The sequence below is a fragment of the Streptacidiphilus sp. MAP5-3 genome (genome assembly GCF_041262505.1).
Lineage (GTDB): Bacteria > Actinomycetota > Actinomycetes > Streptomycetales > Streptomycetaceae > Streptacidiphilus.
The window spans coordinates 345,396-365,557 of the sequence record NZ_JBGCCL010000001.1; the positions used below are offsets into that span (position 1 = coordinate 345,396).

Sequence of the window (20,162 nt, forward strand, 5' to 3'; positions counted from 1 at the left end):
CGTAAGCTTTGTGACCATGACCGAGCTGCACTGGCCTGCCCCGACCGCGACCGATCCCGTCGACGCGGTGGTCACCGTGCCCGGATCCAAGTCCGCGACCAACCGTGCGCTGGTGCTTGCCGCCCTCGCCGCGCAACCCGGCTACGTGCGCCGCCCGCTGCGCAGCCGCGACAGCCTGCTGATGGCCGACGGCCTGCGCGCCTTGGGGGTCGGCGTCGAGGACACGCTCAACTCCACCAGCGGCGTCAGCGGCGGCGGCGACGCCTGGCGGGTGCTGCCCGCGCCGCTCGGCGGCCCGGCCCGGATCGACGTCGGCAACGCCGGCACGGTGATGCGCTTCCTCCCTCCGGTCGCCGCCCTCGCCGACGGCGACATCGCCTTCGACGGCGACCCGCGCTCCCACGAGCGCCCGCTCGGCGGCGTGATCGACGCGCTGCGCGCCCTCGGCGCCCGGATCGAGGACGGCGGACGCGGCGCGCTGCCGCTGACCGTCCACGGCACCGGCGGCCTGGTCGGCGGCACGGTCACCGTGGACGCGTCCAGCTCCTCGCAGTTCGTCAGCGCGCTGCTGCTCTCCGGTCCCCGGTTCCAGCACGGCGTCGAGGTCCGCCACGTCGGCGAACCGGTGCCGTCGCTGCCGCACATCCGGATGACGGTCGAGATGCTGCGCGCCGCAGGCGCCCAGGTCGACGCCCCCGAGGACGGCGGTGAGCCGGACGTCTGGCGCGTGACTCCGGGCGCGCTGCTCGGCCGCGACGTGGTGGTCGAGCCCGACCTCTCCAACGCCGCGCCGTTCCTGGCCGCCGCCCTGGTCACCGGCGGTACCGTCACCGTCCGTGACTGGCCCGAGCGGACCAGCCAGCCAGGTGACCAGCTCCGTGACCTCTTCACCCGGATGGGTGGCTCCTGCGAGCTGACCGAGGAGGGCCTCCACTTCACCGGAACCGGCCGCGTCCACGGCATCGACGCCGACCTGCACGCGGTCGGCGAGCTCACCCCCGTCGTCGCGGCCGTCGCCGCGCTGGCCGACTCGCCGTCGACCCTGAGCGGCATCGCCCACCTGCGGATGCACGAGACCGACCGCCTGGCCGCCCTGGCCCGCGAGCTGAACGCGCTCGGCGGCGACGTCACCGAGACCGAGGACGGCCTGCGGATCAAGCCGCGCCCGCTGCGCGGCGGTGTCTTCCACACCTACGAGGACCACCGGTTGGCCACGGCCGCTGCCGTGCTCGGCCTGGTCGTGCCGGGCGTGGAGGTGGAGAACGTGGCGACGACCGCGAAGACCCTGCCCGACTTCCCCGATCTCTGGGCAGGCCTGCTCGGAGCGAAGGGCTAGGGGCCCCGCCATGCGCCGCTACGGCAAGGACGCCGACGAGGACGACATCCGCAACCGCCCCTCCCGGCGCGGTTCCCGCCCTCGCACCCGGATCCGCCCGACCCACGAGGACGCCGCCGAAGGCATGATCCTCACGATCGACCGGGGGCGCTTCACCTGCCTGATCGACGCGGGCACCAAGCGCGAACGCGAGATCACCGCGATGAAGGCCCGCGAACTGGGCCGCAAGGGCGTCGTCGTGGGCGACCTGGTCGCCCTGGTCGGCGACCTCTCCGGCGAGGCGGGCTCGCTGGCCCGGATCGTCCGCGTCGAGGAACGCACCTCCGTGCTGCGCCGCACCGCGGACGACGACGACCCGTACGAGCGGATCGTCGTCGCCAACGCGGACCAGCTGGCCATCGTCACCGCCCTCGCCGACCCCGAACCGCGCCCACGCCTGATCGACCGCTGCCTGGTCGCCGCGTACGACGCGGGCATGGAACCGCTCCTGGTCCTGACCAAGGCCGATCTCGCTTCGGCGGAACCGATGCTGGAGACCTACGCCCCGCTGGGCGTCCGGTATGTGGTGACCAGTCGGGACGAACTCGCCGGAGAGGGCGCGGAGGCCGTCCGCGAGCTGCTGCGCGGGCTGGTCACGGTCTTCATCGGCCACAGCGGCGTCGGCAAGACGACCCTGGTCAACGCGCTGGTCCCGGACCACCAGCGCCTCACCGGCCACGTCAACGCGGTCACCGGCCGCGGTCGGCACACCACCACGTCGGCGCTGGCGCTGCGGCTGCCGGCGAAGAAGGGCGAGGAGACGGGTTGGGTGGTCGACACCCCGGGCTTCCGGTCCTTCGGCCTCTCCCACATCGAGCCGTCCCGCGTGATCCACGCCTTCCCGGACCTCGAACCGGGCACGGAGGGCTGCCCACGTGCGTGCTCGCACGACGAACCTGACTGCGCGTTGGACGCGTGGGTGGCCGACGGCCACGCGGACCAGGCCCGGCTGTACTCCCTCCGCCGCCTGCTCTCCACCCGCGAGGCCCGCGAAGGGGACTGAGAGTCAGTTCCACCCCCAGGGGCCCCGTGCCCCTGAGGTAAGCGCAACTGCCCCGGATGCCAAAAGTGCACCGCTCGCTGATCATGGAAGCCGAGTGATCATTCCCTCAGCGAGAGGTGCACTGCGTGGCCTGGGTGTTCGTGGTCGTCGCCGGGATCCTGGAAACAGGTTTCGCCATCTGCCTCAAGCTCAGCGACGGATTCTCCAAGGTCTGGCCCACCGTCGGGTTCGCCTGCTTCGCACTCGGCAGCTTCGGTCTGCTGACCCTCTCGCTGAAGACCCTCGACGTCGGCCCCGCCTACGCCGTCTGGACCGGAATCGGCGCCGCCGGGACCGCCGTGGTCGGGATGATCTGGCTCGGTGACCTGGTCTCCGCGCTCAAGTTGGTGTCCATCGGTCTCGTCCTGATCGGCGTCATCGGACTCCAGCTCAGCGGCTCGGGCCACTGAACCCCCGCTGAACTCCCACGCGCCGCGCGCGGCCACGCGCTGGCCCCGCACCCCCCACGATCGTTACTGTTCGGGGCATGGCCGACTACTCCGACGATCTGCGCCTTGCCCACGTTCTGGCTGACCACGCCGACTCGGTGACCCTCGAGCGCTTCCGTGCGCTGGACCTCACCGTGGAGACCAAGCCGGACCTCACCCCGGTGAGCGACGCGGACAAGGCCGTCGAGGACCTCATCCGCGGCGACCTGCACCGGGCCCGTCCACGCGACTCCGTCCTGGGCGAGGAGTACGGCACCACGACCGGCCAGAGCCCGCGCCGTTGGGTGATCGACCCGATCGACGGGACCAAGAACTTCATCCGCGGCGTCCCGGTCTGGGCCACCCTGATCTCCCTGGTGGAGCTGGGCCCCGGCGGCGAGCAGCCCGTCGTCGGCCTGGTGTCGGCGCCCGCACTGGGTCGGCGTTGGTGGGCCGCGCGCGGCACCGGCGCGTTCACCGGCCGGAGCCTCACCCGCGCGGCCAGGATCCGGGTCTCCGAGGTGTCCCGTCTCGAGGACGCCTCGTTCTCCTACTCCTCCCTCAGCGGCTGGGAGGAGCGCGGCAAGCTCGACGACTTCCTCGACCTCACCCGCGCCTGCTGGCGCACCCGCGCCTACGGCGACTTCTGGTCCTACATGATGGTCGCCGAGGGCGCGGTCGACATCGCCGCCGAGCCCGAGCTCAGCCTCTGGGACATGGCCGCCAACTGCGTCATCGTCGAGGAGGCCGGCGGCCGTTTCACCGGCCTGGACGGCATCCCGGGTGTCCGCAGCGGCAACGCCGTCGCGAGCAACGGCCTGCTGCACGGCGAGGCACTGAGCCGCCTCGGCTGACGCACCGTCGGGTGACGCACCGTCGGGTGACGGCTGATCCACTCCTTACCCCTGGGGACGGTACGGTACGAACGTCCGTTCTTGCCCTCCTGCCTGAGGACTGCCTGTGTCCTGGATCAGCGACCACCTGATGGGGCTCAACGCCACGCTGGTGCTGATCGCCGTGTTCCTGCTGCCCGCGCTGGAGTCGAGCGTCTTCCTCGGCTTCGTCATCCCGGGCGAGACCGCCGTCGTGATCGGCGGCGTGACGGCCTTCAACGGGCGGACGGCGCTGTGGGAGGTACTGGTCGCGGCGATCCTCGGCGCGGTGATCGGCGACAGCATCGGCTACGCGGTCGGCAAGCGCTGGGGCGACACCCTCCTGGGACGTCTGCCGGCCAAGGTGATCAAGCCGTCCAGCGTCCGGCAGAGCAAGGAGCTGATCCAGCGTCTCGGCGGCAAGGCCGTCTTCGCCGGTCGCTTCGCCGCCGCCCTGCGGGCCCTGGTCCCGGGGCTGTGCGGAGTCTCCGAGATGCCGTACCGGACGTTCCTGACCTGGAACATGCTCGGCGGCGCGCTCTGGGCGACCGGCTTCTCGCTGCTCGGCTACTTCGCGGGCGCGGGCTGGCACCAGGTGGAGCACTACGCCTCGGTGGCGAGCTGGATCTTCGTCGGCGTGATCGTCGTCGCCCTGGCCGGGCTGATCCTGCTCAAGCGCCGCGCTGAGAAGAAGGCGGAGCAGTGGCTGGACACCCCGAAGGCGACCGAGGCCGAGCAGTCCACCGTCTGAGCCGTCCCGCTCAGCAGCCGCTCTGCGCGGCCTGGACGTGGTCCATTTCACGATTCGGGCCATCTCCGTACGGCATCCAACCCCTTGATACCCTCATCGCATGAGTGACCTGCTGGAACGTCTTCGTACCCGCGGCTGGCGGCTGACCGCGCAGCGGCGGGTCGTCGCGCAGGTCCTGGACGGTGACCACGTCCACTTCACCGCGGACGAGGTGCACGCGCGCGCCGTCGAGCTGCTGCCGGAGATCAGCCGGGCCACCGTCTACAACACGCTCGGCGAGATGGTCGGCCTCGGCGAGGTCCTCGAAGTCAGCACGGACGGCCGGGCCAAGCGCTACGACCCGAACGCGCACCACGCCCACCAGCACCTGGTCTGCCAGTCCTGCGGGACCATCCGCGACGTCCATCCCTTGGGTGACCCGCTCGGCGCGCTGCCGACGGCCGAGCGCTTCGGCTTCGCGATCTCCGGCGTCGAGGTCACCTACCGCGGCCTCTGCCCGGACTGCGCCGCCAAGGCCTGACGTCGCCGGACAGGCCCGAGCCTTACGCCGACAGCTCCGCACGGAGTGCCGCAAGCAGCCGCTCCGCGCGCTCCGTCACCGCCTCCGGGCCCAGCTCCGCCGCGCGCACGCACCAACCGCGCGCCTCCCGCAGCTCACCGCGGCGTGCCGCGATCAGCGCCAACCGGAGCGCCGCGCGTCCGTGTCCGGCCTCCGCCGCCGCCGCGTACCACCGCATCGCCTCGGACTCGCCGCCCTCGCGCGCCAGCAGCAGGCCGAGGTTGAACGCGCCGCTGCGGCTGCCGCCCTCGGCCGCCCGCCGGTACCAGTGCTCAGCCTCACGGACCTCACCACGCTCCGCCGCGCGCACACCGATCCGGACGGCCGCCCGGCCGTGGCCCGCCTCCGCCGCCCGTCGATACCACTGCTCCACGTCCTCGCCGCGCAGCCCGGTCTCGTCCTCGCGTCGCTCCAGCAGCACCGCCAGCCGGAACGCGCCCTCCGCCGAACCTCCGTCAGCAGCCTGCCGGTAGCGGACGATCGCGGTGCCGAAGTCACCACGCCGCTCCTTGGCGACGCCGAGCTGCAGCGCCGCCGCCGCATGGCCCTCGGCCGCCGCGCGGGCGTACCACGCCTGGGCCGAGTGGAGCTCGCCGCGCTCGGAGTGGAGGATGCCGAGGTTGTAGGCGGCATCGACCGAGCCGGCCTCGGCGGCCTTGGAGAACCACGGCTCCGCGCCGGGGGTGTCGCCGCGCTGGAGCAGCATCACGGCCAGCGCGTTGCTGGCCTCCCGGTGCCCTGCGTAGGCGGCCCGGCGGTACCACTGCTCCGCCGTGGCCTCCTTGCCCTGCGCGGCGGCCATCAGTCCGAGGTTGAACGCGCCGTTGTGGTCCCCGGCCTCCAACGCGGTGCGGTACCACTGCTCGGCCATCTCGGTCTCGCCCCACTCGTCGTGGAGCGCGCCCAGCGCGTTGGCGGCGTTGCCGTCACCCGTCTCCGCGGCCTCGCGCCACCAGTCGGCCGCGCCGACGGCGTCGCCCTGGTCCCGGAGCAGGAAGCCCATGGCGCAGGCCGCGCGGGTCTCCCCCGCCTGGGCGGCCTGGCGGTACCAGCGGGCGGCCTCCTCCCGGTCGCCGCGCGCCTCCAGCAGGCTGCCCAGCCGCAACGCGGCTGCGGCATGGCTGCGCGCCGCCGCCTGTCGGTACCACGGCTCCGCGCCGGAGGGGTCCTTCACCGTCTCGCGCAGACGGCCCAGCCGGTAGGCGGCCTCGCGATGGCCGACCTCGGCCGCCACGCGGAACCACTTCTCGGCCCGGACGGAGTCGCGACGGTGTTCGAGCAGGTCCCCCAGGGCGTAGGCACCGCCGGTGTGGCCCTGCTCGGCGGCCTGGAGCAGCCAGTACTCCGCGCCGGGCTCGTCACCGTGGTCGCGCAGGTGCAGGCCGAGCGCGTGCGCCGCGGGCGCGCTGCCGGCCACCGCGGCGGCTCGCCACCACTGTCCGGCCTCCTCGCGGTGGCCGCGCTGGTGCAGCAGCACCCCGAGGTTGTTGGCTCCCGCCCGCAGCCCGGCCGCCGCCGCGCGACGGAGGTGGGACTCGGCCGCGTCCAGGTCCCCGCGTCTCAGCAGCAGCGCACCGAGCAGGCTGGCCGCGGCGGCATCGCCCTCGTCGGCGGCCTTGCGGTAGCGGGCCTCCAGCGCGCTCTCCTCCTGCGCGGCGAGGACGGACTCGAAGCTCCCCACGGCTGTCGGCGGCTCGCACGCGGGCTGGTCGTCGAACCGACCGATCCGGTGGAGCGGGCCCGGCGCCGAGTCGGCGGCGTCCGCCTCGCCAGGATGGGTAGGCGCGGCGGGACCGGAAGCGTCGGCGAGGTCGGTGGGATCGGCGAGGTCGGTCGCACGGCCCGGGCCGGAAGGCTCTGTCAGGGCCGTCAGGCGAAACCTGACGGAGGACCAGACGGAGGACGTCGACTGGGCGACGACGGGCGCGGCGAGGTCGGGGGCCGACGCCTCGTCCTCGTCCGGCTGGGCCTCGTCCGCTCGCTGCATCGGCAGCTGCCCCGCTTGCTCGGCCCCTACTGGGCCTCCCGCCTTTACCGACATGTCGACTCCCGCGTCCGCCGGGGCTGCGGGCGCCCCCGGTACGCAATCTCCCCCATCGAGCTCATCGTGGCACCATCCGCAACCCGCGTACACCTGGTATACCGCAGCTTGCGAGGCTACTTCAGCGCTTTGTCGATTTCGCGACACGTCTACTGTGAAACATTCGTGCGAGACCCTGACGCCCTCGGCCCCATGACGTCCCACAACGTCCGGTGAGCCCCCACCTTCCCCACCGCGGACGGCATAAGACTGCGCGTCAGATTCCGTACCCGTTCGGACGAGCAGGCCACACGGGCCTCGCCCGGACGGGCGCACGAAGAAGGCCCGGTGCTTGCACCGGGCCTTCTTCTTCGTAGCGGGGACAGGATTTGAACCTGCGACCTCTGGGTTATGAGCCCAGCGAGCTACCGAGCTGCTCCACCCCGCGTCGTTGTGTCTTAACCGTACGACATCCAGGGTGATCAGAGCAAATCGCTATAGCCCCGAGGTGAACGGCAGGATCCCCGCACGGGAGAGCCGGGCATGCAGGAGCCGGATGGGCGGGAATCGGGCATGCGGGGGTCGGGCATGCGGGGGTCGGGCATGCAAGAAGGCCCGGTGCCATGGGCACCGGGCCTTCTTTTTGGTAGCGGGGACAGGATTTGAACCTGCGACCTCTGGGTTATGAGCCCAGCGAGCTACCGAGCTGCTCCACCCCGCGTCGTTGTGTCTTAACCATAGCACGGGCCCGGCGTCGCCCCTGACCAGCCCCGCAGCGCCACTCGGCGGCCGCTCAACCGAGATAGCCGACCAGCGTCGGATACAGCCCGTCGACCAGCACCTCGCACAGCCCCAACAGCAGCAGCCCGGTCACCGCCGGCAGCCAGCGGCGGCGCACCGGCACGGCCAGGAACAGCGCCGCACAGATCAGCGCCACGACGCAGAGCAGCGACTTGGCCTGCAGCCAGGCGGTCAGCTCACGCGGACCGAGCTCCGCGGCACGCCCGACCACGTCGAAGCGATCGAGCCAGTACGCGACGGCCTTGAGTGCGAGCAGCAGCGCCAGCAGCAGCGACATCTGCACCCGCGCCGCGTCCGTACTCCGTCTTCGCCGATCCTGGAGCTGGAGCCCGCCGTAGAGGTAGTGCACCGCCCCCGAGGCCACCAGCGAGGCGAAGGCGGCGGCGAAGCCGAAGTCCACCAGGAACCGGTACCAGGGCACGGTCGTCAGGTAGAAGCTGTAGTCCAGGTGGAAGTACGGATCCCGCGCCCCCCAAGGGACCTGGTGCACCGTCTCCTGCCACAGCTCGGCATGCGTCGCCGCCGCCGCGCCCGCCAGGACGCCGGGCACCCCGGCGACCGTGGCCAGCAGCATCGGCTTGCGCCCGACGACCAGCTGCCTACACGGGTCCAGGCTCACCTGCTCGGGTGACATCACACTGAGCGGCTGCCGCAACCGGTGCGCCAGCCAGCAGTTCACCCCGACCATGACCGCCATCACCGAACCGAACACCAGGAACAGGAACAGCTGTCCCCAGGTGGGGGCCACCAGCACGACCAGCGCCGCAAGCACCACGCCGCCCGAGATCGCCGAGGCCAGCGGCAGCACCCGGGGTCGACGCCGGGTCGGGCCTGGCGTCGGCATCTGGAAAACCACGGCGGATCCTCGGGCTCGTCGTCGTTCGGTGCGGGCGGGGCGTTCGGAGCGGTTCGGTGCGGGCAGAGCGGTACAGCGGTCGGTATGTCCAACTCCGACGACGATTATTTGAGTTCCCGGCGACGTGTGAGGATAGGTTCCATGTCCGACGCCACTCCCCCCGCCGCCCGCCCGCTGACCCGCGCCGCGCTCGAGATCGACGAGTACGTCGCAGGCCTGGGCTGGGACCAGCCCGCCCGCCTCTTCGCGCTGGTGGACACCTCGCACCTGCTGGCCGACGAGCCGGCCCTGGCCCGCCAGCTCGGCCTGGAGCCGGGCGCGGAGGGCGAGCTCACCCCGATCGAACAGGAGGAGCTGCCGCGCGGCGCGAAGCTGGACGAGTTCCTCGGCACGATCGCCTGGCCGGACGCGGTCGCGGGCTGCGCGCTGGTCGTCGAGCGCCTGTTCCTGCCGCCGTCGGCGGAGTCGAGCATGCCCAAGGGCAAGAGCGAGAAGGAGCTGTCGGCGTTCGTCGCCCAGCATCCGGAACGGCAGGAGGTCCGCATGACCGTCGCGGTCCTCCGCGACGGCACCCGCGAGACGGCACTCCGCCTCCGCGAGAAGGACTCCCCCCGCGAGGTCCTCACCGGCCCCGCCCTCGTCCCCGGCCTCGCCGACGCCCTCCTGACGACGTTCAGCTGACCGCCTCCGGCGCCACCAGGGGCGCGGGGCTCTGCCGATATGCGGCTCCGCTGCGGGGCGCGAGACACCACCCTGTGCGGATGGCCCTGAACGTTCGGTGCTCCACCTGCGTGGGATGGGGGTCCCCCCGCCGAAGGCAGGGGGATTGTCGGCGCCCACGCGGCGGAGCCGCAGCGCAGCAGAGCCCCGCGCCCCTGAGGTGTTGCAGCTACCTCGCTTGCAGAATCTGAACCGCTGAGCGCGTCAGAGCTACTTGCTGCTACTTGCTGCTACAGCTCGGCAGCGCCGCCGTGTCCCCGGTGCGGATGTCCGCGAGCGCGGCGAGCGCGCCCTTGAGCGTCGTCTCCTTGACGAGCGTCAGGCCCGACGGCGTCGCCGACGCCGCCTCCGCACAGTTGTCCGCCGGAGTCATGAAGTACTGCGCCCCGGCGTTGCGCGCAGCGATCATCTTCATGCTGATGCCGCCGATCGGCCCGACATTGCCCTGGTCGTCGATCGTCCCGGTCCCGGCGACGAACTTCCCGTCGGTGAGGTTCGTCGGCTGGAGCTTGTCGATGATGCCCAGGGCGAACATGAGCCCGGCGCTCGGGCCACCGACGTCGCCCAGGTTGATCTCCACGTCGAACGGGAAGGTGTGCTCGACGTCCGGCTGGATACCGACCATCGCCTTCTTGGTGCTCGGGTTCTCCGCCGTGGTGACGGTGACCTGCTGCTCCACCGCCGCACGCTGCGCCGCCGTCTCGGTGACGTCCGAGCTCTTCTGCACCGGGATCACCGTGAAGACCACGTTCTGCCCGGGCTGGTGCTTGGTGACCAGCGCGCCGACCTGGTTCGGGTCGGTGACCGGCGTGCCGTCCACCGCGACGATCACGTCGCCCGCGTGCAGCTTGCCGATGGAGGGGCTGTCCTCGACCACGGCCGCGACCACGACCTCCGCCTCGACCTTGTAGCCGAGTTGGGTCAGCGCAGCGGTCCTCGCGCTGTCCTGCGAGGAGGAGAACTCCTCGGCATTCTGCTGCTGGGCCTGCTGCTCGGTCTGGCCTTCGGGGTAGAGGGTGTCGTGCGGGACGATCGCCATGCTGCTGTCGAACCAGCCGGCGAGTGCCGAGATCAGGTTCGGCTGGTAGTCCGCGCTGCTGACCTCGACCGTGGTCATGTTGAGGTTGCCCGACGTCGGGTAGGTCTTCTGACCGTTGATCACGATGACCGGCTTGCCGTTCTGGTCGCCGAGCGTGTTGTACGTCGGCCCGGGACTCATCTCCGCGTAGGGCGCGGGGACGAGCAGGGCGACGCAGAACAGCGCTATCAGCAGCAGCGTGGAGGCGAGCATCGTCGCGGAACGGCGTGGCATGGCACGACAGTACGGGACGCGATCGCCGTCGCGCCCCCTGGACTACGCTTCCGGCCCGTCAGCCTTGCGTTCCATCGCCTCGCGGAAGCGCTCGTAGCCCTGCAGCGAGTCGTAGTCGCCCGTAGTACGGGTCCGGGACGACCAGGTCACCCAGAGCGCGGCCAGGACCCCGCCCACCAACGGGATGATCCACCAGGCGAGCACACTCATGTCGTTCTCCCAGCTCATCGTGGTATCAGCAGACTAGCCGTTGATACGCACAACGATCAGCGAACAGCCCCGGTCACGCGCGACGACTTCGTCCGAGCCGGCAGGTTCTCATCGCCTTCTCACCGGCTCGTCCGACATGATCGCGCCTGCGGGCCCGGCCCCGCGACTCAGCAGGCTGCGACCCACTCGTCGGTGCCGTCGGCGAAGCGCTGGTGCTTCCAGATCGGCACGTCGTGCTTGAGCGTGTCGATCAGCCTGCGGCAGGCCTCGAAGGCCTCACCCCGATGGGCGCAGGAGACGGCCACGATCACCGCGACGTCGTTGATCTCCAGCAGCCCGACGCGGTGCACGGCGGCGAGCGCGAGCACCTGGTGGTCGGCGCAGATCTTCTCCGCGATCCGCCGCAGCTCGTCCTCCGCGGTCGGGTGAGCGCTGTACTCCAGGGCGGTGACGCCCTTGCCCCCGTCGTGGTCCCGCACGGTGCCGACGAAGATGTCGGTGCCACCCGCGGCGTCGTGCTCGACGGCCGCGTACACCTCGTCGAGCGAGAGAGGGGTGTCGCGCAGCGCGAGCAGACGGATCGGGTCGTCGTTGGTGCTCATGCCGTCCATGATGGCGGATCGGCCGCCGGGTTCAACCCCCTGATTCCGCATCGTGACACTGGACTTCCGCGAATTCGGCTCCGCACTCAGCCGCGTCGCCGCTTCCGGGCCCGCCGGACCAACGCCGCGGTGCCGACCAGTGCGACCGTCGCACCCGCGGCACCCAGGCTGGTCGCCGCGTCCTTGCCACTGAGCCGACGCCCGGCGACCGCGTGGTTGCCGGAGACCTGGGTCAGCAACTCGGCCAGGACCTGGTCGTTGCCGTAACGGGGACGCCAGCCTGCCTCGTGCAGCCGACTGCCGGAGACCACCCACGGGTACATCGTGTAGGCCAGGTCGCCCGCGGGGGCCGGGGTCAGGCCGAGGCGGTGCAGCCGGGCGGCCGTGCCGAGGGCGAGGGTGGCGGGCAGCTCCATCCGTCGGATGCCGGTGATCTGCTCCACCTCCTCCTGCTCCAGCCAGCCGTCGCAGCCGACCGTGACCTCCCCCTCGACCAGGCCCAACACCGCGTACTCCAGCGCCGCGGTGAGGTCGTCGACATGGCAGAACTGCCAGCACGGCCGGGATCCCGCCACCACCAGCAGTCGTGGTGCCTCGAAGTGCCGGGTCAGCACGGTGTCCACGCCGGGGCCGACCACCACGGCCGGGCGCAGCACGGTCACCGAGAGGCCGGGATGGACGTGGGGTGCGCGGGCGGCCAGGCGCTCGATCTCCAGCAGGTCCCCGACCAACGTGGCCTCCTCGGTGGCGCGCAGCGGCGCGTCCTCCGCCAGCGGGACCTCGTTGTCGGCGAGCGCGCCGTAGACCATCGCCGAAGTGCAGAGCACCACCCGGTGCACACCCGCCGCAGCGGCGGCGGTGATCACCGTCTGGGTGCCGCGCACGTTGTAGGCCGACCGCGCCTTGGGATCGGACTCCATGCCGAGGTCCAACGCGAGGTGCACCACCACGTCGACTCCGGCCAGCCGCTCGGCGACGGCCGGGTCGCGCACGTCCAGCACCCGCCACTGGACGCCCTTGGTCTCGCCACGGCGTTCGTCGATCGCCAGCACCCGACGGACGCCCTGGGACTCGGCCAGGCGTCGGACCAGGCGCTCGCCCATGCCCGAGGCCGCGCCGGTCACGGCGACGACCAACGACGGACCGTCGTAGGCGGGGCTTTCGATCTCCGGCTCGGGACGCGGGGCCACCACGACGGCCGACGCGCCCGCGACCGAGTCCGGGACAGCGTCCTGCGCTTCCCACTGCACGGCGTCCGGCGCATCCAGCGGCACGTCCTTCGCCGCGTCCTCCGCCATGCCGTCCTGGAGTTCCTCGGCGGCTTCCGGCGCGGCCGCCGTGGCGTCCTCGTACTCGGCGGCCGGTTCGGTCCCGTCCGCGCCCGCCGGGCCGCCCCGGTCGCCGGTCAGCCCAGAGCGAAAGTGCGAAGCTGGGGAACTCACCGGCTACCCTCCACGGTTAGTTTTGATGCGTACGTAAGTGTCACGTACCGGTCCATCCTGCCCGAGCCCAGGGCATGGCGGTGCACCAGGCACCCGCTGTGTTTCCGGCGCGGCCTATCAGATCGAGGCGACTCGTGAGCGACAACCCCTTCGGCTTCGGCCTTCCCCCTGAGGAGCCCGAGGAGGGCAAGGGGGGGAAGCAGGGCGGCTCCGGCGGCTCTGGCGACACTGGTGGCTCCCAGGAGTCCGGCAAGGGCGACAAGCCTGGCGGCGACAACCCCGGCGGTGACAACCCGTTCGGCTTCGGCCTTCCCGGTTTCCCAGGCATGCCCGGCCTGCCCGGCGGTCCCGGCGGCGCGGGCGGGTCCGGCGACAATCCCTTCGCGGCACTGTTCGGCGGCATGAACCCCGGCGACATCGGCGCTGCCTTCCAGCAGCTCGGCCAGATGCTCTCCTTCGACGGCGGCCCCGTCAACTGGGAGCTGGCCAAGAACATCGCCCGCCAGGCGGTCGTCCAGGGCACCGGCGAGGAGGGGTCCAAGGACCGCTCCGTCTCGCAGTCGGAGCAGACCGCCGTCGCCGAGGCGATGCGTCTGGCCGAGCTCTGGCTCGACTCCGCCACGGCGTTCCCGACGGGCGCCACCTCGGCCACGGCCTGGAGCCGCGCCGAGTGGATCGAGGCTACCCAGCCCGTCTGGCAGGAGCTGGTCGACCCCGTCGCCGAGCGCGTCGGCGCGGCCATGGGCGGCGTCGTGCCCGAGGAGATGCAGGCCATGGCCGGCCCGCTGCTCGGCGTGATGCGCTCCATGGGCGGCGCCATGTTCGGCACCCAGATCGGCCAGGCGCTCGGCGCGCTCGCCGCCGAGGTGCTGAGCTCGACCGACATCGGCCTGCCGTTGGCCCCGGTCGGCAAGGCGGCGCTGCTGCCCCAGAACATCGAGACCTTCGGCGACGGCCTCTCCGTCCCGGCCGACGAGGTGCGGCTGTACCTGGCCCTGCGCGAGGCCGCGCACCAGCGCCTCTTCATGCACGTGCCGTGGCTGCGCCAGCACCTGTTCGGCGCGGTCGACGCGTACGCGCGCGGCATCAAGGTCGACACCTCCCGCCTCGAGGATCTGGTCGGCCAGATCGACCCGACGAACCCCGAGTCACTGCAGGAGGCGATGAGCGGCGGTCTCTTCCAGCCCGAGGACACCCCCGAGCAGAAGGCCGCACTGGCCCGACTGGAGACGGCGCTGGCACTGGTCGAGGGCTGGGTCGACGCGGTCGTCCACGCCGCCGCCTCACCGCACCTGCCGCACGCCGCCGCGCTGCGCGAGACGCTGCGCCGCCGTCGCGCCTCCGGCGGCCCGGCGGAACAGACCTTCGCCACGCTGGTCGGCCTGGAGCTGCGTCCGCGCCGGCTCCGCGACGCCTCCCGCCTGTGGGCCTCGCTGGCCGACGCCCGCGGCACCGACGGCCGCGACGACCTCTGGGAGCACCCGGACATGCTCCCGACCGCAGCCGACCTGGACGACCCGGACGGCTTCGTGCACGGCGGCGACGCCCCGGAGCTGTCCGAGGGCGGCATCGACTTCACCAAGCTGGACGAGTTGCTCAACGAGGCCGCTGGCGGCCGGCCCAAGCAGCAGCCGGAAGACGCCGACAGCGAAACGGACGGCAAAGACAGCGGGGACGACGTGGATGGCGACGACAAGAAGTCGGACGGGGACAAGTGAGTTCCTCCCTTCACGTGACTCTCGGTGACTCGACTCTTCACACGGACGCGGTGCGCGTCCTGACCGACTGGGACGCGCCTGACGCGGAGCAGGACCTGCTCCGCCACGACTATCTGGACCACCTGGCCGCCCGCGCGGACGGCGTCTGGCGCAGCTGCCGTCCGGCGCACATCACGGCCAGCGCGCTGGTCGTCGACGCCGAGCGCGGCCGGGCGCTGCTCACCCTGCACCCCAAGGTCGGGCGCTGGCTCCAACTCGGCGGCCACTGCGAACCGGAGGACAGCACCCTCGCGGAGGCGGCGCTCCGCGAGGCCCGCGAGGAGTCGGGCATCGACACCGGCCTGACCCTGCTCGGCGACGGTCCGGTCAAGCTCGACCGCCACGCGGTGCGCTGCGCGGGCAAGGACGCCCCGGAGAACACTCACCTCGACGTGCAGTACCTCGTCCTGGCCCCGACGGGAGCCGTCGCCGAGATCAGCGACGAATCCCTGGATCTCCGTTGGTTCGACCTCTCCGAGCTCCCCGACCCGACGGACGACTCCGTCCGCGCCCTCGCCCGCCGGGCACAGTTGGCGCTGGCCTGATCCATAAGACAGGCCTAGTGGTCGCAGCCTTCCCGCGGAGCGGGGAGGCGGGCGGCGACGACGCCCTCGAGGTACCCGCGGGCCCGTTCGGTCCGCGGGTACGCGTCCAGCAGGGCCCAGAAGCGGCGCCCGTGATCGGGCACCAGCAGGTGGGCCAACTCGTGCAGCAGGACGTAGTCGACGACGTACTCCGGCATCCCCTGCAGGCGGTGCGAGAGCCGTATCGTGCCGTCGGAGGGGGTGCAGGAACCCCAGCGCGTGTTCTGGTTCGTCACCCAGCGGACGGTTCGCGGCCTGGCCCGGCCGCCGAGGTACTTCCGGGACAGCTCGCCAGCGCGCTCGGCCAGCTCGTCGTCACCGCGCGGCTGCTGCTTGCTCTCCCTGGCGTCCAGGCGGTCCAGCATCTGGGCCACCCAGCGCTTCTCCTCCGCCTCCGACATCCGCGCCGGGATGAGGATGACGGTGCGTCCGTCCTCGCGGTAGGCGGACACGGTGCGGCTTCGCCGAGTACTCCTGCGCACCTCGACGGCCTGCGCCGCGGACCGGCTCTTGGCTGCTGCCAGAACAGACCTGCGCGGCACAGCAGGACGTTCTTCCGAACCCGCAGCCACGTCGGAGACGCTACCTGCCGATGCTGACAAATGTCCCGACCTGCTGGCCGAAAATCTCCTATCGGGTGGTCATCACCACATCGGGAATATGCCTAACTCCGAGCAAAACCGGACCAAGTGGCGCCGCACAGCACCCCATGATCGTCGATCATCGGACAATATCCACAGCCCTGTGGATAACTTTTCGCGCTTGTCGCATCCCCGCGCGACGATGCTGCTCCCACCTCCCGGCGGCCCGACGCCGGAGACCTCACGCGAGGGAACGGAGCCAACGATGCGCCCCTGCCTCAAGCCCGCCCTGCGCCGAGCCTGGCGCGACCGCGAGACCCTCCAGTTCGGTGTCGGTCCGGGGCACGGCGGCGTGCTCGCCGCCTGCCCCGAGGAGGCCGAGTTCCTCGACCTCCTCGACGGCACCCGCGAGTTCCCCGCGCTCGTGGCCGAGGCGGCGCGGATCGGGATCAGTCAGGATCGGGTGGACGAGCTGCTGAGCGGGCTGCGCGCGTGCGACGCCCTGGACGACAGCACGACACACCGCCCACTGCTCTCGCTGCCACCCGGTGAGCGGGCCAGGCTCGCCCCGGATCTGGCCGCCCTCTCCCTCGCCAGACCCGGCCCGGGCGCGGCCCCTGCGGCGCTGCTGGCGCGACGGAGGGCGCGGGTCGAGGTGCGCGGCGCCGGCCGCGTCGGAGCGGCCGTGGCATCGCTCCTCGCCGCGGCCGGGGTGGGGAGGGTCCGCGTCCGGGACAGCGGTCGGGCGCTGCCCGAGGACGCCTCCCCCGCCGGGTTGCGTCCCCATGACGCCGGGCGGCTGCGCACCGATGCGGCCCGGGCCGCCGTACGCCGGGCCGCGCCCGGCCAGCCCGACGAGACGGCCGGCGCCCAGCGCCCGCCCGATCTGGTCGTGGTCGCACCGCGCGGCCTGCCCGATCCGGAGCTCGGCCAGGCGCTGCAACAGGCGGCACTGCCGCATCTCTACGCCGGGGTCGTGGAGACGGTCGGTTCGGTGGGCCCACTGGTGCTCCCCGGGGTGAGCCCCTGCGGGCGGTGCCGGTCCTGCCACCGTTCGGACGCCGACCCGAGCTGGCCGCTGCTGCTGGCCCAGCACTGCAGCAGCCGGAGCGGGCTGGGCAGCGGCCCGGGTGCCGCCTGTGACGCCACGCTGGCCGCCACGGTCGCGGCAACCGCCGCCATGCACGCGCTGATCTTCCTGGACGGTGGCACACCGCCTAGCCTTGGCGGGTGGGTCGACATCTCGATGGTCGACGGCTCTATGCGCCGTCGCCCGCTCGATCCCCACCCCGATTGCGGCTGTTGCTGGCATGCGGGGGCAGAATGACGAGGACCAGGCGCGACGCCGGCAGGGCGTCGGCAACCGCCCTTGAGGCTGGGAGGCATCCGTGAGCGATCTTCCGCGGAAGGCAGTGACCCGCACCGCCAAGCTCGCTGCCCTGCCGCTGGGGATAGCCGGACGCGCAACCCTCGGCCTGGGCAAGCGGATCGGCGGGCGTCCCGCCGACGTCGTCGCCGCCGAGCTCCAACAGCGCACGGCCGACCAGCTGTTCAAGGTCCTGGGCGAGTTGAAGGGCGGGGCCATGAAGTTCGGCCAGGCCCTGTCCGTCTTCGAGGCCGCCCTCCCGGAGGAGGTCGCCAGCCCCTACCGGGCCGCCCTGACGAAGCTTCAGGAGGCGGCCCCGCCGATGCCTGCGGCCTCCGTGCACGCCGCCCTGACCGAGCGGATCGGGCCCGACTGGCGGGAGTTGTTCTCCTCGTTCGAGGACAAGCCGGCCGCCGCCGCATCCATCGGCCAGGTGCACCGGGCGGTCTGGCACGACGGCCGCGAGGTCGCGGTCAAGGTGCAGTACCCGGGCGCGGGCGACGCGCTCCTCTCCGACCTGACCCAACTCGGCCGGGTCGCGCGGCTGATCGGTCCGCTGATCCCCGGTCTGGACGTCAAGCCGCTGATCGCCGAGCTGCGCAACCGGATCGCCGAGGAGCTGGACTACGCCCTGGAGGCCGAGTCCCAGCAGATCCACGCCGAGGAGTTCGCCGACGACCCGGAGATCCGGGTCCCGGCCGTGGTCCACCATGCCGACCAGGTGCTGGTCACCGAGTGGCTCGAAGGCATCCCGCTGTCGGAGATCATCGCCTCCGGCAGCCAGGAGCAGCGCGACCGCGCGGGCAAGTTGCTGGCCCGGTTCCTCTTCGCCGGTCCCGCGCGCACCGGCCTGCTCCACGCCGACCCGCACCCGGGGAACTTCCGGCTGGTCGTCGACGACGGCCCTGCGGAGGGCTGGCAGCTCGGCGTCCTGGACTTCGGCACGGTCGACCGGCTGCCGGAGGGCCTGCCGGTGCCCATAGGGGCCGCGTTGCGGATGGCGCTGGCGGGCGACGCCTCCGGGGTTCTGGAGATGCTGCGCCAGGAGGGCTTCGTCAAGCCCACCATCGACCTGGACCCGGACGCGGTGCTGGACTACGTGCTGCCGATCATCGAGCCGGCCGCGGTGCCGGAGTTCCGCTTCACGCGCAGCTGGATGCGCGCCCAGGCGGCCCGGATCGGTGATCCGCGCTCCCCCGCCTACGCGCTGGGTCGGCAGCTCAACCTGCCTCCGTCCTACCTGCTCATCCACCGGGTCACCCTGAGCACCATCGGCGTGCTGTGCCAGCTGGACGCGACCGCGCCGTTCCGCGACGAACTCCTCGACTGGCTCCCCGGCTTCGCCGGAGAGCCGGACGCCGACCAGGACAGTCCCTGAGTCACCGTTCGCCGATCGCGGCCGGAAAGCCCTCGGGCCCGCCCCCGTTGCGGGAGCGGGCCCGATCGATGTCTGCTGTGTACTTCTGAACTCAGTTGTTGCAGCTACTGCTTACTGCTCAGAGAAGAGCGCCGGCCAGAGCGCGCCGCGCACGGAGCGTGGCGCGCTCGGCCCTTCGCTTGAGTCGGAGCGCGCGGACAATTCGTTCGCGGTCCGCGACGTCCAGGCGTTCTTGGTGTTGGACTCGAGCCAGGGCTTCGGGCATGAGTTGCATTGCGAGGGTCCTGTTCTGGGTGTTCTCGACGCGGCTTGTGCTGCGGGGGCGCTGATCGGCGGGACGGTTCATCGAAGGGACCTGCTTGTCGGTGGTAGGGACGGGGTGGTTGCGAAGATCTCCGGACGGATCGGCGATCTCGCGAATGGAGTCGCGCAGCGCGCTTGCCGCGGTCACACCAGAGCCTCGTTCTTGCGCGGACGGCCACGCGGCCGCTTCCGGGCCACCACCACGCCCTGGACGAAGAGCTCCCCACCCCAGACGCCCCACGGCTCACGCCGCTCCAGCGCACCGGCGAGGCAGGCGGCCTTCACCGGGCAGGCGCCGCAGAGGGTCTTGGCGTACTCGACATCGGCCGGGGTCTCGGCGAAGAAGACCTCGGGGTCGAGGGTCCGGCAGGGGATCGGGACGCCGAGCGTCTCGGCCTCCTCGAAAGCGGTGAGCTGCATCAGGGATACCTCCGGGGGGTGGGAGTCGTCGAAGTGGTCGGCAGGGGCTGCGGACGGGGCGTGTGGGCTGGTCACCGATGACACGTTCGCGTCGTCTTCCTCTTGTGAGTCGATGTGCTCTGACTGGCTGTTGCGTTCGGACTGGTCTGCCCGGAGCAAACAGAAGGGCCGCGGATCCCGATTCGGGATTCCGCGGCCCTGGAAGTGCCGACCTGATGCAGGTTCAGGTTCGCTCTATCCAGGGACGTGGGCCGCGGAAGGCCCGCATCGTGATCGCCTGTGCGGCGATCTGGTGCTGCAGGTGCTGCGTGTGCTTCTGGCTGGCAAAGGACTGCTGGTGCTTGATCGAGCCGGCTCCGGCACCCGCGACGTCGCCATAACCGCCGGGGAAGGCGGCCAGCAGTGCTACGGATGCCTCGGTCGGTCGCTCGTCACGGCGCGCATCCCAGGCTCCGGAGCCATTGCCGACAAGGGCAGCGGCCGGGCGCACACGGGTGGCGTCGGCACCAGCACCGACGGAGGACAGACCCAGACCCTCGAAGCCCAGACCCTCGAAACCGAGAGCCTCGAAGCCGAGAGCTTCGGAACCACGAGCATCGACAGCGGTGGCGTCGAGGCAGGGCATGCCGAGGGCTTCGGCGGCCAGGGTCCGCCCAGTCAGTTTGGTGATCATGGTCTTCACAATGTCCGCCTCCCTTCGACGTGCTCGGGGTCTGCTGGCGTCGCAGACCCGCTGGTGGTCAACTTCCTTCGTCCTGCTGTGCGCAGTCAGTCGTGCTGCCA

21 protein-coding genes and 2 tRNA genes are annotated in these 20,162 nt (G+C 71.8%); 11 read left to right on the forward strand and 12 right to left on the reverse strand.

Annotated features, from left to right (window positions below; translation table 11 throughout):
- The first annotated feature begins 16 nt into the window (after positions 1-16).
- From aroA to ABH928_RS01545, 6 genes are all read left to right on the forward strand, one after another.
- On the forward strand, positions 17-1,336 hold the full coding sequence (gene aroA / locus ABH928_RS01520) for a 3-phosphoshikimate 1-carboxyvinyltransferase (RefSeq protein WP_370061025.1): 1,320 nt from the start codon (positions 17-19) through the stop codon (positions 1,334-1,336).
- Between the two features lie 10 nt (positions 1,337-1,346).
- Positions 1,347-2,378, forward strand: coding sequence for a ribosome small subunit-dependent GTPase A (rsgA, locus tag ABH928_RS01525; protein WP_370061027.1), 1,032 nt, complete (start codon positions 1,347-1,349; stop codon positions 2,376-2,378).
- A 125-nt stretch (positions 2,379-2,503) separates the two neighbouring features.
- Entirely contained in the window at positions 2,504-2,827 is a 324-nt protein-coding gene (locus tag ABH928_RS01530; protein ID WP_370061029.1) for a multidrug efflux SMR transporter, read from the forward strand.
- Positions 2,828-2,904: 77 nt separating this feature from the next.
- Entirely contained in the window at positions 2,905-3,699 is a 795-nt protein-coding gene (hisN, locus tag ABH928_RS01535) for a histidinol-phosphatase (protein ID WP_370061031.1), read from the forward strand.
- 106 nt (positions 3,700-3,805) lie between these two features.
- A complete protein-coding gene (locus ABH928_RS01540; protein ID WP_370061033.1) occupies positions 3,806-4,468 on the forward strand; it encodes a DedA family protein in 663 nt (220 codons plus the stop codon).
- A 100-nt stretch (positions 4,469-4,568) separates the two neighbouring features.
- Positions 4,569-4,988: a Fur family transcriptional regulator gene (locus ABH928_RS01545; RefSeq protein ID WP_370061035.1), complete on the forward strand. Its 420-nt coding sequence runs from the start codon at positions 4,569-4,571 to the stop codon at positions 4,986-4,988.
- A 22-nt stretch (positions 4,989-5,010) separates the two neighbouring features.
- On the opposite strand, the gene ABH928_RS01550 is transcribed toward ABH928_RS01545, so the two are convergent.
- From ABH928_RS01550 to ABH928_RS01565, 4 genes are all read right to left on the reverse strand, one after another.
- Positions 5,011-7,014 carry a tetratricopeptide repeat protein gene (locus ABH928_RS01550; protein WP_370061037.1) on the reverse strand — a complete coding sequence of 668 codons (2,004 nt, stop codon included), beginning with the start codon at positions 7,012-7,014 and terminating at the stop codon, positions 5,011-5,013.
- A gap of 407 nt (positions 7,015-7,421) precedes the next feature.
- Positions 7,422-7,495: transfer RNA gene (locus ABH928_RS01555), tRNA-Met, on the reverse strand.
- Between the two features lie 196 nt (positions 7,496-7,691).
- Positions 7,692-7,768, reverse strand: a tRNA-Met gene (locus ABH928_RS01560).
- A 72-nt stretch (positions 7,769-7,840) separates the two neighbouring features.
- Positions 7,841-8,704: a UPF0182 family protein gene (locus ABH928_RS01565; protein ID WP_370061040.1), complete on the reverse strand. Its 864-nt coding sequence runs from the start codon at positions 8,702-8,704 to the stop codon at positions 7,841-7,843.
- Positions 8,705-8,845: 141 nt separating this feature from the next.
- Here ABH928_RS01565 and ABH928_RS01570 point away from each other — a divergent pair, with 141 nt between their 5' ends.
- Entirely contained in the window at positions 8,846-9,385 is a 540-nt protein-coding gene (locus ABH928_RS01570; RefSeq protein WP_370061042.1) for a PPA1309 family protein, read from the forward strand.
- Between the two features lie 259 nt (positions 9,386-9,644).
- On the opposite strand, the gene ABH928_RS01575 is transcribed toward ABH928_RS01570, so the two are convergent.
- From ABH928_RS01575 to ABH928_RS01590, 4 genes are all read right to left on the reverse strand, one after another.
- Positions 9,645-10,736, reverse strand: a complete 1,092-nt coding sequence (locus ABH928_RS01575) for a PDZ domain-containing protein (protein WP_370061044.1) — start codon at positions 10,734-10,736, stop codon at positions 9,645-9,647.
- A 42-nt stretch (positions 10,737-10,778) separates the two neighbouring features.
- On the reverse strand, positions 10,779-10,964 hold the full coding sequence (locus ABH928_RS01580; RefSeq protein ID WP_370061046.1) for a hypothetical protein: 186 nt from the start codon (positions 10,962-10,964) through the stop codon (positions 10,779-10,781).
- A 149-nt stretch (positions 10,965-11,113) separates the two neighbouring features.
- Complete coding sequence (locus ABH928_RS01585) at positions 11,114-11,557, reverse strand: molybdenum cofactor biosynthesis protein MoaE (RefSeq protein WP_370061049.1); 444 nt, start codon at positions 11,555-11,557, stop codon at positions 11,114-11,116.
- A 77-nt stretch (positions 11,558-11,634) separates the two neighbouring features.
- The gene (locus ABH928_RS01590) at positions 11,635-12,990 is read right to left on the reverse strand and encodes an NAD-dependent epimerase/dehydratase family protein (RefSeq protein WP_370061051.1); all 1,356 of its coding nucleotides are present in this window, start codon (positions 12,988-12,990) and stop codon (positions 11,635-11,637) included.
- A 134-nt stretch (positions 12,991-13,124) separates the two neighbouring features.
- Here ABH928_RS01590 and ABH928_RS01595 point away from each other — a divergent pair, with 134 nt between their 5' ends.
- Positions 13,125-14,708, forward strand: coding sequence for a zinc-dependent metalloprotease (locus ABH928_RS01595; protein WP_370061053.1), 1,584 nt, complete (start codon positions 13,125-13,127; stop codon positions 14,706-14,708).
- A 50-nt stretch (positions 14,709-14,758) separates the two neighbouring features.
- Complete coding sequence (locus tag ABH928_RS01600) at positions 14,759-15,292, forward strand: NUDIX hydrolase (RefSeq protein ID WP_370061055.1); 534 nt, start codon at positions 14,759-14,761, stop codon at positions 15,290-15,292.
- A 14-nt stretch (positions 15,293-15,306) separates the two neighbouring features.
- Here the strand turns inward: ABH928_RS01600 and ABH928_RS01605 are convergent, their stop codons facing one another.
- Complete coding sequence (locus ABH928_RS01605; protein WP_370061057.1) at positions 15,307-15,873, reverse strand: M48 family metallopeptidase; 567 nt, start codon at positions 15,871-15,873, stop codon at positions 15,307-15,309.
- Between the two features lie 304 nt (positions 15,874-16,177).
- Between ABH928_RS01605 and ABH928_RS01610 the strand changes: the two genes are divergently transcribed.
- Entirely contained in the window at positions 16,178-17,239 is a 1,062-nt protein-coding gene (locus ABH928_RS01610) for a ThiF family adenylyltransferase (RefSeq protein ID WP_370061060.1), read from the forward strand.
- Positions 17,240-17,300: 61 nt separating this feature from the next.
- Complete coding sequence (locus ABH928_RS01615) at positions 17,301-18,656, forward strand: ABC1 kinase family protein (RefSeq protein ID WP_370061062.1); 1,356 nt, start codon at positions 17,301-17,303, stop codon at positions 18,654-18,656.
- A 118-nt stretch (positions 18,657-18,774) separates the two neighbouring features.
- Here ABH928_RS01615 and ABH928_RS01620 read toward each other — a convergent pair whose 3' ends face one another.
- From ABH928_RS01620 to ABH928_RS01630, 3 genes are all read right to left on the reverse strand, one after another.
- On the reverse strand, positions 18,775-19,107 hold the full coding sequence (locus ABH928_RS01620) for a hypothetical protein (protein ID WP_370061064.1): 333 nt from the start codon (positions 19,105-19,107) through the stop codon (positions 18,775-18,777).
- Positions 19,104-19,454: a WhiB family transcriptional regulator gene (locus ABH928_RS01625; RefSeq protein WP_370061066.1), complete on the reverse strand. Its 351-nt coding sequence runs from the start codon at positions 19,452-19,454 to the stop codon at positions 19,104-19,106. The genes ABH928_RS01620 and ABH928_RS01625 overlap by 4 nt, the downstream gene beginning before the upstream one ends.
- Before the next feature lie 148 nt (positions 19,455-19,602).
- A complete protein-coding gene (locus ABH928_RS01630) occupies positions 19,603-20,061 on the reverse strand; it encodes a hypothetical protein (protein ID WP_370061068.1) in 459 nt (152 codons plus the stop codon).
- Positions 20,062-20,162: the final 101 nt, after the last annotated feature.